This is a genomic window from Pseudochelatococcus lubricantis, from assembly GCF_011762225.1.
In the GTDB taxonomy this organism is placed as follows: Bacteria; Pseudomonadota; Alphaproteobacteria; order Rhizobiales; family Beijerinckiaceae; genus Pseudochelatococcus; species Pseudochelatococcus lubricantis.
Genome location: NZ_JAASQI010000001.1, coordinates 829,086 through 842,577 on the forward strand (window position 1 = coordinate 829,086; position 13,492 = coordinate 842,577).

General features: G+C 66.5%; 13 protein-coding genes. 5 read left to right on the top strand and 8 right to left on the bottom strand.

Features of this window, described 5'->3' with window-relative positions; translation table 11 throughout:
- Positions 1 to 53: 53 nt before the first annotated feature.
- The 5 genes from fliK to fliF form a co-directional block, all read right to left on the bottom strand.
- A complete protein-coding gene (fliK, locus tag FHS82_RS03555) occupies positions 54 to 1,493 on the bottom strand; it encodes a flagellar hook-length control protein FliK (protein WP_166948722.1) in 1,440 nt (479 codons plus the stop codon).
- The gene (locus FHS82_RS03560; protein WP_166948724.1) at positions 1,490 to 2,800 is read right to left on the bottom strand and encodes a chemotaxis protein MotC; all 1,311 of its coding nucleotides are present in this window, start codon (positions 2,798 to 2,800) and stop codon (positions 1,490 to 1,492) included. Before FHS82_RS03560 ends, fliK begins: the two co-directional genes overlap by 4 nt.
- The gene (locus FHS82_RS03565; RefSeq protein ID WP_166948727.1) at positions 2,797 to 3,972 is read right to left on the bottom strand and encodes a flagellar motor protein MotB; all 1,176 of its coding nucleotides are present in this window, start codon (positions 3,970 to 3,972) and stop codon (positions 2,797 to 2,799) included. The genes FHS82_RS03560 and FHS82_RS03565 overlap by 4 nt, the downstream gene beginning before the upstream one ends.
- Positions 3,973 to 4,036: 64 nt before the next feature.
- Positions 4,037 to 4,825, bottom strand: coding sequence for a hypothetical protein (locus FHS82_RS03570; RefSeq protein ID WP_166948729.1), 789 nt, complete (start codon positions 4,823 to 4,825; stop codon positions 4,037 to 4,039).
- Positions 4,822 to 6,477: a flagellar basal-body MS-ring/collar protein FliF gene (gene fliF / locus FHS82_RS03575; RefSeq protein ID WP_166948731.1), complete on the bottom strand. Its 1,656-nt coding sequence runs from the start codon at positions 6,475 to 6,477 to the stop codon at positions 4,822 to 4,824. The genes FHS82_RS03570 and fliF overlap by 4 nt, the downstream gene beginning before the upstream one ends.
- Positions 6,478 to 6,729: 252 nt before the next feature.
- Here fliF and FHS82_RS03580 point away from each other — a divergent pair, with 252 nt between their 5' ends.
- The gene (locus FHS82_RS03580) at positions 6,730 to 7,374 is read left to right on the top strand and encodes a tetratricopeptide repeat protein (RefSeq protein ID WP_166948733.1); all 645 of its coding nucleotides are present in this window, start codon (positions 6,730 to 6,732) and stop codon (positions 7,372 to 7,374) included.
- A gap of 27 nt (positions 7,375 to 7,401) precedes the next feature.
- On the opposite strand, the gene FHS82_RS03585 is transcribed toward FHS82_RS03580, so the two are convergent.
- Together FHS82_RS03585 and FHS82_RS03590 are read right to left on the bottom strand one after the other, a co-directional pair.
- Positions 7,402 to 9,348: an AMP-binding protein gene (locus FHS82_RS03585; protein ID WP_166948735.1), complete on the bottom strand. Its 1,947-nt coding sequence runs from the start codon at positions 9,346 to 9,348 to the stop codon at positions 7,402 to 7,404.
- A 261-nt stretch (positions 9,349 to 9,609) separates the two neighbouring features.
- On the bottom strand, positions 9,610 to 9,798 hold the full coding sequence (locus FHS82_RS03590) for a YdcH family protein (protein WP_166948737.1): 189 nt from the start codon (positions 9,796 to 9,798) through the stop codon (positions 9,610 to 9,612).
- A gap of 264 nt (positions 9,799 to 10,062) precedes the next feature.
- On the opposite strand from FHS82_RS03590, the gene FHS82_RS03595 reads away from it, so the two are divergent.
- Both FHS82_RS03595 and FHS82_RS03600 read left to right on the top strand, forming a co-directional pair.
- Positions 10,063 to 10,281 carry a YdcH family protein gene (locus FHS82_RS03595; RefSeq protein WP_166948739.1) on the top strand — a complete coding sequence of 73 codons (219 nt, stop codon included), beginning with the start codon at positions 10,063 to 10,065 and terminating at the stop codon, positions 10,279 to 10,281.
- Between the two features lie 346 nt (positions 10,282 to 10,627).
- Entirely contained in the window at positions 10,628 to 11,314 is a 687-nt protein-coding gene (locus FHS82_RS03600) for an alpha/beta hydrolase (RefSeq protein ID WP_166948741.1), read from the top strand.
- Positions 11,315 to 11,378: 64 nt separating this feature from the next.
- On the opposite strand, the gene FHS82_RS03605 is transcribed toward FHS82_RS03600, so the two are convergent.
- A complete protein-coding gene (locus FHS82_RS03605; protein WP_166948743.1) occupies positions 11,379 to 11,702 on the bottom strand; it encodes a DUF1476 domain-containing protein in 324 nt (107 codons plus the stop codon).
- Positions 11,703 to 12,152: 450 nt separating this feature from the next.
- Between FHS82_RS03605 and purC the strand changes: the two genes are divergently transcribed.
- The gene (purC, locus tag FHS82_RS03610; protein WP_166948745.1) at positions 12,153 to 12,950 is read left to right on the top strand and encodes a phosphoribosylaminoimidazolesuccinocarboxamide synthase; all 798 of its coding nucleotides are present in this window, start codon (positions 12,153 to 12,155) and stop codon (positions 12,948 to 12,950) included.
- 307 nt (positions 12,951 to 13,257) lie between these two features.
- A complete protein-coding gene (purS, locus tag FHS82_RS03615) occupies positions 13,258 to 13,491 on the top strand; it encodes a phosphoribosylformylglycinamidine synthase subunit PurS (protein ID WP_343042496.1) in 234 nt (77 codons plus the stop codon).
- Position 13,492 lies beyond the last annotated feature (1 nt).

Consider the following 13,492-nt stretch of genomic DNA (forward strand, 5'->3'; position numbering starts at 1 on the left):
GAGGCAGCGGGAACCGGCGCGCAAGCGCGACTCCGGGACGGGGAGCGCGACCATCAGAGATAGACGGCGCCCGGGTCGCGCCGTGCGCGCGGAGTGGCATCCGCGTGGATATCGTCTGCCTCCCGTCCCGCTGCCTGCCGGTCCGTGCCCTCGCGGTCAGGTGCCTGCCGTCGCTCCGCCCCTCCGTCGCCGCCGGTGAGGCCCGCGCCGGCTTCATATCCCGCCTGTCCGTGCGCTTGTCCCGCCGTCTGCGCCGTGGGCTGGGACGCAGGCAGAGTTTGGCCGGCGGGTTGCGGGCGGGCGAAATCGATGGCTGCGATCTCCGGCTTGTATCCTGCGCGCCGCAACGCTTCCAACAGGCCCTCGCTGTCGCGTCGCAGGATTTCGACGGATTGTTGCCGCTCCGCTGTCAGACGCAGTTCCAGCGCGCCGCCGACGATGCGCAGCCGCGCGGTGACGAGGCCGAGTTCCTCCGGCTGCAATTGCAGCCGCAGGATGCGCACTGGTCCGCCGACGCCCTGCGCAGCCGGAGCGGGCGCGGGGGCTGGCACGCGCTGGGCGTCGCTGGCCGGCTCTGAATCTGATGTCAACGCCCGCGCCTGCGCGACGATCTGGCCGATGGCGCGCGCGAACGCGCCATTCGCGCTGTCGGGGAGGCCCGGTCCGGGCGCTGCCGATTCCACAACGGCAGACCGCGTCGCCGTGCCCGCGCGCGCCGTGACCTGCTGCTCGTCGGATGTTTCCGTGCCGACACGTTGTCCAACCATGCGCCGATCGGCAGTGATGCCGTCCTCCGGAACACTGACGGGGGCAGTCGCCGTCGCGGTGTGGGACGCCGCATCGCGGGATAGGCCGCCGCCGGAAAAGCCGCCGCGTGTGGGCATGTCCGTTGGCGCGAAATGCGTTTCCCGGCCAAGGACGGTGAGGCGCGCCGTCTGCGCTTCCGTGGTGGCGCCCGCATTGCCGACGGCCGAGATGCCGCGCCGTGGTTGCGCGTCATGCGGAGACGGACGGGCTTCCGGCTGCTCCTGTTCCGGTTCGGCGGACGCTCCCGGTGTCCCGTATGTTTCCGCGCCCCTGCTCAGCAAACCCGCCAGCAGGGCGGGAAGGTCCGTTTTCGCAGGCGAGGCCGTGTCCGGCCTGCCCGGCGTGACGTTGTCGTCTTCGGGATCGGGCGTGTCGGAATCCGGCAGGCCGGGCTCGACAATCCCGTCGCGCGCGCCGATGGGTGCGGAAGCAAGGGAAGGGGAGGCAACGGTCGCACGGTTGAGAGACGCAGCTGTGTCAAGGGGCCAGACATGCGGTGCACGGGATCGCGCATCGTGCCGCCCGGCGGTGGTTTCTTCCGTCGTTTCCTCGCCCGTCGCTGCCTCCTGCCCGAGGCTGTCGTAGACACGGGTGAAGCTGCCGTCGTCGGTGGCCTTGCCGGATTGCGGCTTCCTGCCGGCGGCGGGGGTATCGGCCGCTGCGGCTGCGGCATCGATCGCGCTCATGAACCCAACTCCTCGTCAATCAGCCTGTCGCTGTCGCTGATCAGTTGTCTGATCCGGGTGACCGTGGCATCGAGCTGCGGCTCCATGCCGCCGCCGGCCCGCTCAGCGACGGCGGCGGCCTCGTCGCTTGCCCGGGGCGCCGGCGCCTCCGGCATGCCGGGCAGGTCCCGGATGCGCCTGGCGAGATAGATCGCCGACTCCAGCAGGCCGACATCGTCCGGCGGCAGGCGCTTGCGGTCGATGGACAGCAAGGCCTGCTTGCCCTGCGCGAATTCGTTCTCGTTGACGATGATCGCAGCTGCCCGATAGAGCTTTGCCCGTTCGCGAGCGGTGCTGTCCTCGGACGCGAGTTCGAGCGCCCGCGTTGCACCGAGCGCCGCCATCCGCGTCTTGCCCTGCGACAGGGCCTGCCTGGCGAGAATGAGGTTGATGTTGATCTGCGCGGGTCTGTCCAGCGCCGCCAGAAGGTCGGACAACCATCTTGCCTCTTCCTCCGTGCCGGTCATGTCGAGGCGCACGAGGGCGGCCGAAAAGCGCTGGTGGAAATCGCCTGCGTAGACCGAACGCGGATAGCGTTGCAGATAATGCTTCGCCAGCGTCTTGAATTTCTCGCGCTTGCCGAGCTGGCCGGCGAAAAACATCTCGCGCCGCAACGCGCCTTCGTCGATCAGCGTGCCCGGCAGCAGCAGGCGGCTGAGATCGAGACGGGCCATCGCTGTTTCGGGATCGCGGCGCGCAAGGAGCGTCGACTGGACGAGCGCGATGCGTCCGTCAAGGCCAGGCGCGAGGGCGCGGGGATCGACGTTTTCGAGCTGCGCAAGCGCTTCCTCCTCGTCGCCCTCGACGTACGCGAGCACGCCTTTCAGCAGTTCCGGCGCGACGGCGGGCGGGGGATCGAGCCGGGCGAGCTTGCGCAGGATGACGGGCGAACCGCCGCTGAGCACGAAGCTCAGGGCGGCGCGGGCATTACGCGGCTCCTGCCACGCCGCGTCCGGCGTGGCCAGCAACTGCTGCTCGATCTGCGACAGCAGCGGCGACTGGAGTTTCAGCGCCTCGCGTGAGCCATGCGCCGTGCGATCCTGGATGGACTGCAACGTGCGCAGCAGCCGGTAGGGCTCACCGGGCGAGCCGCTGTCCGGCTCGGGCAACGTCGGCTCGGGCAACGCCGGTTCGGGCAACGCCGGTTGGGGCGCGGCTGCTTCCGGCGCGGCTTGCGCGAACATTCCGGCGGCTGGCAACAGAAGCGCGGCGGCGAGACAGGCGGCCGCACGCGGCGCGCGCCGGGGAGGGGGATGGCTGACGGTCATGAGCCTTTCTCCCGGAGCAATATCTCGATGCGGCGGTTCTCGGGCGCCCTGGTGTTCGCGGCGTTGCGCGGCAGACGGTCGGCGTGGCCCTCGATCCGTTCGATACGCTCCTCCTTGAGGCCGCCGCGGATGAGCATGTAGGACGCCATGTGCGCGCGGGCCGAGGACAACCGCCAGTTGTCGTAAGTGTCGGACCTGAAGGGAAGCGAGTCCGTGTGTCCGCGAATGACCACCGTGCCGGGGCGGCCGGCGAGGGCGGCAGCGATGCGGGCTATGGCGCGCACGACGGCCGGGTTGGGCTCTGCCGAGCCCATGGAGAACATGCTGAACTTCTCGGCGTCCGTCAGGCTGATCAGGATGCCCTCGTCCGTTCTCTCGACCTTGATCTCGGGCGCGCCGGGGGCGGGGCTTTCGTCCTTCAGCGCGTCGGCGACACCCTTCCTGAGCGCTGCGGCCTCTCGCGCCCGTTCCTCCTGTGGCGCCTCGATGATGCCGGGCGCCGTGGCGGCCTGACCGGTGGTGGCCTCGCCGGTAGCCGCATTGGACGTCTGCCGTTCCGTGCCGCCGGACGCGCCCGCCTGCGGCTGGCCGTCCTGCGAAATCGCCGCCGGCTGTCCCTGCGGGGCGAGGCGCCAGTAGGACGGGTCGAAGGGATCGCGGATTGTCGGCGTGCGCGGCGTCGGAGCGCCGGCCTGCTCCGTCGCGGCCTCCGCCGGCTGCCGGGCGGGTTTCGCGGCCGGCTTGTCGTCGGCGGCGAGCTTGGCCAGTATCGCGTAGGGGTCCACGAACAGGGCGCTTTCGGGATACCGGGGCTTCGCCGGATGGGCGGCGTCGCCGGACATCTTCTCGCTCGCGCCCTTGCTCGCGTTTTCCTCCCGCGTCGGACCGGGCGCTTTCCCGGCCTCCTTCGGATCCCGAACGGTTTCCAGCGGTTCCTGGACGCCCTTGCGCGTTGGCGAGACGTCGGCGAGCTTGATCGGGTTGAAGTAGTTGGCGACTGAGGCCTGCTGATCCCTGGAGGTCGAATTCAGCAGCCACATGATCAGGAAGAACGCCATCAGGGCGGTCATGAAATCGGCATAGGCGATCTTCCAGATGCCGTGTGCCCCATGCTCCTCCTCCTCATGGTGGCGACGCTGGATAAGGATCGGTTCGTGTTCGAGTTTGTCCATCGCGTCTGCTCACTCCGATAGGGTGCAGGGGCAGGACGATCTCTTGCCTGACAGCCTTCCCGCTCTATGTATCCGCATGCCCGCCCAGCGCCTCCTCGATGAGGCCGTTCCAGACATCGAGCTGCGTCAGGCAGACTGTGCTGCCGGCGACCACGCGGACGTCGGGCTTTTCCGTGACGGTGAAGGCGATCCGCCCCGCGTGGCCGGGAGCGCCCGCCATGACGGCGCCGCGGATCGCATCGATCAGGTCGCCTGGGCCGGAAATCTCGATTCTGGCATGATTCACATCGCCGAGAAGGGCGGCGACCGTCCGGTGCAGCGCCGCAGCCGCCTTCTCACGAATGGCCTGTTTGAGAAAGGGCGTGAACATCCGCGCCACCGTTCCGGACAGGCCATCCTCGATCTCTTGCAGGGCGGCGGTCATCCGCTCGGTCAGCCGGGTGGACTCCTCGGCGACCCACTGTGCGCGGGCTTCGGCGAGTTGTCCGGCATGCGCCTCGCGCTCCCTGCCGAGCGCCTCGGCAAGCGTGGCCTCGGCCTTTCCGGCCGCCTCCCTGCGCACCTTGTCGCCATGTTCCTTCAGCAGAGCCTCGATATCGACCGGCGGCGCCGGATCGATGAGCGGGGCAATGAAGGGCTCGCCGGCCTGCTCCGCCGGCCGCGCCACCGACAGCAGCTTGCTGCTGGCCGACCGGATCCGGGCGCCGGGCGGCAACCGGCCGGCCTCCGCGCGCGGGGCAGGAGGCGGGGGTTCCGTCGGCGCCGCCGGCTGCGGGCCCGAGGAGTCCGCGATGGAGCCGGAGCTGTCGTCAGTATCGAAATCCGGCAGGCAGGCGGCGAGCGATGTCTTCATGATGCAGCGCTTTCACGATGGAGCCACTCGCGCAGAACGGCCGCGGCCCGGTCTTCATCAAGAGCGATGACCTGTTCGAGCCTCTTTTGCGCCTTGCGCTGGATGCTTTCCGTCAGGTCCTCGATCAGATGGAAATCCTCGCCGGGGCCGGCCAGCGCGGGCCGCGCCTGGAGCGTGCCTTGCTGCGCCTCGCCCATTCCGGACGCATCGTCCAGCGCCAGCACCGCTTCGGCGTCGCCCTTGATCTCCGGGCGGGCCAGAATGGCGTTGACCGCCGGCCGCAGGCCGAACCAGATCAGCAGAAGCGAGACGACGAGAATGGTTGCCGCGTTGATGACATTGCCCATCTGCCGCAGCAGGAGTTCGGTGATCGACAGCGGCGGGTAGGGATCGAGCTGCCGCCCGTCCTCCGGGAAATCGACCGCCAGCACCTTGATGGTGTCGCCGCGACTTTCGGAATAGCCTGCGGCCGAGCGCGTCAGCGCCTCGATCTCGGCGACCTGTCTGTCGACGGCTTCCTGCGACGGGTCGCCGCCGATGAGCTGCCGGATGCGGGCGCGGTTGATGAGCACCGCCACCGACATCTTCTCGACGCTGTAGCCCTCGCGGACCGTCTGCACCGTCTTGGACGAAATCTCGTAATTGGTGACGTCCTCGCGCCGGCTCGAGTCGGTGCTGGCCGTCTCGCCCGGCGCCGCGTTCGGCGCCCCCTGCGGGATATTCTGCTGCACGGTCGCCGGCGTCTGCTGGTTGGCGTTCTGGGAGGCCTCCGACTCCCGCACGGCGCGCGTCGACCGCTCCACCCGCGAATCCGGATCGTAGATCGTCTCATGCGTGCTGGTCCTGTCGGTGTTGAGGTCGACGGCGATGCTGACCTCGAAATTGTCGAGACCGAGGAAGGGGGTCAGCGCCCGCCTGACGTTCTCCTGCAGGTCGGCGGAGATGGATTTTTCCGTGGCGTTCGCCTGACCGGGCCCCACGCCGCTGCGGCTGTCGCCCGCCGCGAGCAGCACGCCGTCCGTGTTGAGCACCGACACGCGCTCCACCGTCAGGCCCGGAATGGCTGATGACACGAGGTTGCGGATCGCCTGTGCCGAACTCGTGTCGTCGGACGGCTCCGTGCGGATGACCACCGACGCCGAGGCCGGTTGCTGCTCCCGGCGGAAGGAGCCGCGGTCCGGCAGCACGATATGGACACGGGCCGCCTTGACGCCCTTGATGGTCTGGATCGTCCGCGCCAGTTCTCCCTCAAGGGCGCGCACGCGCGTCACCTCCTGCATGAAGGAGGTGAGGCCGAGCGAGCCGAGATCATTGAACAGTTCGTAGCCGGAACTCGCGCTCTGCGGCAGGCCCTTGCCCGCGAGCAGCATGCGCGCGGCAGCCGTATTGCCGTGCGAGACATAGACGCTGGTGCCGTCCGCGCTGACGTCGAAGGGGATATCGCCGTCGCGCAGGGCCGCCCCGATGCGCGTGACGTCGTCCCTGCTCAGGCCCGTGTAAAGAACCTCCATCTCCGGACGGCTGAGGTAATAGGCGCCCAGCGCCACGGCAAGGAAGACCGTCAGGCCGACGATGGCAAGCGCGGCGAGCCGCCGCGCCCCGAGGTCGCGGATATTGCCCCACAGCTTCTCGGCATGCTCACGACCGGTCATGGCCATCCCACGTAAAAACCATTCATCAGCCCGACGGGCGCGGCGTTAACCATTTGCTAACCAAGATTCTGTCTACTAACCCCGATAAGGTCGCGGCGATTCAGGCGCGTTGCCCAAGCTGTCACGGCAACCTTGTCTGGGGATTGCGTCCGGCATTGCTTGCCGCGCCTTTTCCGTGCTTCGCGAGGTTCGGCCTCTGTTGTCCGCACAGATTTGGCTGGCAACACGCCCTGAAGCCGCTATCATCGCCGCATGAAGATTTTCGCGATCCGGCTTGCCGCCATCAGGAAGCTGTTTCAGTGCGGGCCGGGCCTTCCGGTGCGCGCGACGTTGCTCGCGCTTGCCCTGTTGGGCGCGGGTCATCCGCCTGCTGCGCGCGCCGACGGTGTCGCCTCGCCCGATGCTTCACGGGAAAGCGGGAGCGCCCTCGACACGCTCTACGAGCAGCTTGCCGGGGCGCGGGATGCGCGCGAGGCGAAACGGATCGAGGCGGCCATCGCCCGCAACTGGCTGCGCTCAGGCAGCGATACTGCCGACCTGCTGCTGACGCGCGCCCACACGGCGCTTGGCGTCGACGACGCCGCCCTCGCCATCGAGCTGATCGACAGGGCCATTGTCCTGAGGCCGGACTGGACGGAGGCCTATGCCCTGCGGGGGCAGGTGTTCGCCGCTATCGGCGACGACGAGCGGGCCGTCGCGGATATCAATCAGGTGTTGCTGCGGGACGGGCGACATTTTGTCGCGCTGCAAACCCTCGCCGAAATCCTCGAACGCACGGGCATCCGCAAGGGCGCGCTTACGCTTTATGAACGGGCGCTCGCCGTCAACCCGCATCTCGACGGGGTGCGCACGGCGCGGGAGAAGCTGCGCAGCGCGGTCGAGGGGCGACCGCTGTAGAGCAGCCGCCTCCGTTCTTCTTCCTTGTCAGAGGCCGTGGCTTTTCAGCGCCTCGGCGATTTCATCCAGCGACTGCGGGTCCTCGATGGTCGCCGGCAGCGACCACGCCTGGCCGTCGGCAATCTTCTTCATGGTGCCGCGCAGGATCTTGCCGGAGCGGGTCTTGGGCAGCCGCCCCACGGTGATCGCGAGGCGGAAAGCGGCGACCGGGCCGATCTGCTCGCGCACGCGCGCGATCAGATCCTTCTCGATATCAGCCGGATTGTCCGTGACGCCGCTCTTGAGCACGACGAAGCCGCACGGCACCTCGCCCTTGAGAGAGTCGGCGATGCCGATGACGGCGCATTCCGCCACCGCCGGGTGGCTCGCCAGCACCTCCTCCATACCACCCGTGGACAGGCGGTGGCCGGCGACGTTGATGATGTCGTCGGTGCGGCCCATGATGAAGATATAGCCGTCCCTGTCCTTGAAGCCGGCGTCCGACGTCTTGTAGGCGCCAGGGAACTCGGAGAGGTAGCCGTCACGGAAGCGCTCATCATTGCGCCACAGGGTGGGCAGGCAGCCGGGCGGCAGCGGCAGCCTGATGACGATGGAGCCCATCGTCTCGGCCGGCACCTCGTTGTTGCCCTCGTCGACGATGCGCACGTCATAGCCGGGCATCGGCACGGTCGACGACCCGGCCTTGACCGGCAGCACGCCGAGCCCCACCGGATTGCCGGTGATGGCCCAGCCGGTTTCCGTCTGCCACCAGTGGTCGATGACGGGAATCTTCAGCGTGTCGCGTGCCCAGTTCACGGTGTCCGGATCGGCGCGCTCGCCGGCGAGGAAGAGAGTGCGCAGCTTCGACAGGTCATACGGCGGCAGCAGCTTGCTGTGCGGATCTTCCTTGCGGATGGCGCGCAGCGCCGTGGGCGCGGTGAACAACGCCGCCACGTTGTATTCGCCGATCACGCGCCAGAAGGCGCCCGCGTCCGGCGTGCCGACAGGCTTGCCCTCGTAGATGACAGTCGTGCTGCCGTTGATGAGCGGGCCGTAGACGATGTAGCTGTGGCCGACGACCCATCCGATGTCGGAGGCGGTCCAGAATACCTCGCCGGGCTTGATGTCGTAGAGGTTCTTCATGGTCCAGGCCAGCGCCACCAGATAGCCGCCGGTGTCGCGCACGACGCCCTTGGGTTTGCCCGTCGTGCCGGACGTATAAAGAATGTAGAGCGGATCGGTCGCCTTGACCGGGACGGGCGGCGCGGAGAGCCCGGCTTCGCGGGCCCTCTCCACGAGCCCGGCCCAGTCGTGATCGCGCCCCTCGACCAGTTCGGCACGGGCCTGCGGACGCTGGAACACGAGAACCGCGGGCCTGGCGTCGGCAAGCCGCAACGCCTCGTCGAGCAGGGGCTTGTAGGCGACGACGCGCGAGGGCTCGATGCCGCAGGAGGCGGTGAGGATGACCTTGGGCTCCGTGTCCTCGATGCGCGTCGCGAGTTCCGGCGCCGCGAAACCGCCGAACACCACCGAATGGATCGCGCCGAGCCGCGCCACGGCCAGCATGCCGATGACGGCCTCCGGAATCATCGGCATGTAGATGATCACGCGGTCGCCCTGCGTGACGCCGAGATCGGCGAGGACGGCGGCGAGCGTCTGCACCTCGCTCAGCAGGCCGTTGTACGAGATGACCCTTTTCGAGTCCGTCACCGGGCTGTCGTAGATGATGGCCGGCTGCGATCCGCGCCCCGCGTCGACGTGGCGGTCGATGGCGTTGTAGCTCGCGTTCAGCGTCGCGTCCGGAAACCAGCGGCCGTAGACGCCCTCCTGCGGGTCGAAGATGCGGGAAGGTGCGCGCACCCAGCTTATGGCGCCGGAAGCCTCGCGCCAGAACTCCTCCGGGTCGGCCTGCCATCGGGCATACGCCTGCGCATAAGCGCTGTTGGCGCCTTCAGGCGTGACGTCGGGCGATGATGGGGTGTTGTCTGCGGTCACGGCTCTCCTCCCTCGTTGAGCTTCGAGCGACGGGTCTCGGCCCGGGCATTCGGTGAGGCAGCGGGCCGGCGCGCTTTCAGCGGAACGTAGGAGGATGGAAAATGTCGCGCAAGCCTTGAGCGATTACAACTTTCGTCGGTTATCGCTGGCCGGGCGCAATATCCGGAATGTTGCGGCTGGCGTATACGCCTGCGCTGTCTGTCCGCCGCGACGGTCGCTATCGCGGCGGTGGCACAGGCGCTAACGGATGTGTGTCAAGCTTCAGTTAAGCTTTTGACCATCCTTCCTGGAATAGATACGTGTAATTTCATCCTTGAGTTGAAGTTTGCGGCGTTTAAGCTCGGCTATCTGTTCGCTATTGATGTAAGGTTTGGTGAGGTGTGTCTTGATTTCTCGTTCGATTGACTCGTGACGGCGTTCCAATTCGAAGAGGTGACCTTCAAGGGACATCGAATAACCTCCATACCGATTGCCGATGTCGTCAGTCTGACATAAAACGACGGAAGGTCAAACGCGATTCGCGCGCGGCACGGAGAAAAATGTCGCACGCAAGAACGATTGTGCGGCGCAGCAGGGGCCGGAATGGCGTTCCGGCACCCTCATGTGGGGATGGCGTCATCCTGTCCATAACTGTTCAAAGAACCCTTGCGGCGCGACCATTTCCTCGCATAAGGTGCCGCACGTGGGCGCAATCCGGATAGTGCCGGGGCGGTGATGGCATTCGATCTGGATACTGAAGAACGCACGATACTGGCGGCCGAGCTTGAGCGGCTGCGCGGCGAGCACCGCGAGCTTGACGCGCGGATTTCCGCGCTTGAAGGCGAGGGAGCCGCTTTCCAGCTTCAGGTGCAGCGCCTGAAGAAGAACAAGCTCGCGCTGAAGGATCGCATCGCCTATCTTGAGGATCAGTTGACGCCCGATATCATCGCCTGAAGGCGCATCGCGGAGCCGGAGCAGCGAGGCCGCCATTTTCGCCCGCGTACACGTCTCCGTAAAGCAGTTTGCATTCAATCTGAGTTGTCAAATTGAATGCAAGTTGCGGAAAAATATAGAATTCAGACCATTTCTACGTTTCGTTGAAACGCAACAATGGCCTATGTTACTTGTTTTGATGCAATTCCGGACGTAAAAGGTGTCTCCACTTCCGCCGGGATTGCTTTAGAGCACTTTCCGATCAGCTGGAATCATCTGATTGGAAAATGCTTTAGTCCATGCATCGGGTTGATCCCGATAACGGTATCCGTTTCATAGGCTTGATGCGTTATCGACCGGAGGTTCCATGGCAATTATCGACGGACCGCGGCTCGCCGCACGTTCGGGCAACGCCCGCCAGCTCGTCGTCTTCCTGCATGGCTATGGCGCGAACGGCAACGATCTGATCGACATCGGACGCGAATGGCAGCGCTGGCTGCCCGATGCGGCCTTCGTCTCCCCGCACGCGCCGGAGCCGTGCCCGGCGTCCGGCATGGGCCGGCAATGGTTCGCGCTGACCTTTCGCGATCCTGACGAGCGCTGGCGCGGCGTCAATCACGCGGCGCCGTCGCTGGAGGCGTTTCTCGACGCGGAGCTGCAGCGCCACGGGCTCACGCCTGACCGTCTGGCGCTGGTCGGGTTCAGCCAGGGCACCATGATGGCGCTGCACGTCGGACTGCGCCGCAGGGTCGCGCCGGCTGCGATTGTCGGCTATTCGGGCATTCTGGTGGTGCCGCCCGGGGGCGGCGCGGAGCCCGCGTCCCGGCCGGGCGCGGCGGCTGTGCCGCCGATTCTGCTCGTGCACGGGGAGGCGGACGAGGTGATCCCGGTGGACGGGCTGTTTTTCTCGGCCGAGCGGCTGGCCGGCGAGGGCCTCGGCGTGCAATGGCATCTTTCGCCGCGTATCGGCCATGGCATCGATGGTGGCGGCCTGCGCCACGGCGGACTGTTCCTGACGTCGTCCTTCGGGCTGCCGTTCCCCGAACAGGCATGAGCCCGGCTTCCCGGCTTCCGTCCACCCCGAAACGACGGCGGACGGTGCCGGGTGGGAGACGCGGTTACGCGCCGCTGCGGACTTCGGCGTGGGCGCGCACCAGCAGCGCTTCCATCTCGCGGCGAATCTGGTGGTCGGACTGCTCGATGCCGGCGGCGTCGAAATCGGCGCGGATCTTGCGGAACACGTCCTCGTCGCCGGGCTCCTCGAAGTCCGACAGCACGACGGAGCGGGCATACTCGTCCGCCTGCGCGCCGGTCTTGCCCAGCTTATCGGCGGCCCAGAGGCCCAGCAGCTTGTTGCGGCGGGCAACGGCCTTGAAGCGAAGTTCCTGGTCGATGGCGAACTTGGCCTCTTCTGCCTTCTGACGATCGTTAAAAGTTGTCATCGGTCGTGCTCCCCGTGCAGATACATCTACATCCTCTGCGGATACAGTCGATATAATGTGCCGTGCGGGCGATGGCCAGTGCATTTTCAGATGACGCCCGTTCCGACTCACGTCCGGAAGATACCGGCAGGGATGTGCGGAAAATTTGCGTGTTCCGTCTGACGGCAGCATGACAGAACGGCGACGCCGTCGCGGAAACAGTATGGTGGCGGACGGCGCCGTTAACCATAACTTGCCGTTAACCATAATAAATTATAATGATATATTTCCGGTGCGCCAAAAGCACGGACGGACGAGGGCCGCAGACCCGCCGGCCGGCGTTGTGCTTTTGCGCGCGATCGGATAGGTTGCGGGGCAGACGGCAAGCCGCCTGTCCGGCATCGGAAGTCACTGACCGGTTTTCCGCCTGTTTCGAGCCGCGGATCGTTTAATTCGGAGCCACGGCACCCTATGGATTTCCTCAAGATACGGTACACGCCGATGAATCGCCGCCGTCGTATTTACGAGGGTAAGGCAAAGGTCCTCTATGAAGGGCCAGAGCCGGGAACCCTCATTCAGCACTTCAAGGACGACGCGACCGCCTTCAATGCCAAAAAGCATGAGGTGATCGATGGCAAGGGAGTGCTGAACAACCGCATTTCCGAATACATCTTCACCAAGCTCAACGAGATCGGCGTGCCGACGCACTTCATCCGGCGTCTGAACATGCGCGAACAGTTGATCCGCGAGGTCGAGATCATTCCGCTCGAAGTCGTCGTGCGCAACGTCGCGGCCGGCTCGCTGTCGACGCGGCTCGGCATCGAGGAGGGCACGCAGCTCCCCCGCTCGATCATTGAGTTCTACTACAAGAACGACGCGCTGAACGACCCGATGGTGTCGGAAGAGCACATCACGGCCTTCGGCTGGGCCACTCCGCAGGAGATTGACGACATCATGGCGCTCGCCATCCGTGTCAACGACTTCCTGACCGGCCTCTTCCTCGGCATCGGCATCCGCCTTGTCGACTTCAAGATGGAGACCGGCCGGCTGTGGGAAGGCGATATGATGCGCATCGTCGTCGCCGACGAGATTTCTCCTGATTCCTGCCGGCTGTGGGACGTCAAGTCCTCCGACAAGCTCGACAAGGACCGCTTCCGCCGCGACATGGGCGGCCTGGTTGAGGCCTATTCGGAAGTGGCGCGCCGGCTCGGCATCCTGGGTGAGAGCGAGAACCCCGCGCGCGGGGACTCCCCCCGCCTGGTGGAGTAGCACGCCGCGCCGGAAGGCGCGACGCGGAAGGATGGCGCGGCACGGTGTCACGTCCGCTACAGTTCCGCGGTGCTGGCAGCCGCGCGCGGATGGATTGCGCGGGACGAATGCCGCAGTGGATTGCGAACAGCATCAATATTGACTACAGCGGGGGCTTGAGGCCCCCGTTCGCGTACCTATCTGCAAGAGACGGATCGCAGGGCGGAGGGGACCGCCGTTCGACAGGGAGCAAGCCATGACCGCCGCAGAACACACCGCCCCGCAGAAGACGACCGCGCATGCCCCCGGCCATGCGCCGCGGGCGCGCGTGACGGTTACCCTCAAGAACGGGGTGCTCGATCCGCAGGGCAAGGCGATCGAAGGGGCGCTGGCCTCGCTCGGCATCGCGGGCATCGCCGGCGTGCGGCAGGGCAAGGTGTTCGACATCGCGCTCGCCGGAGCCGATCCGGAGCACGCGAGGGCGCTGCTCGGGGAAGCGTGCGAGAAGCTGCTCGCCAATACCGTGATCGAGAACTACAGCATCGAATTGTTGGACGCCTGAC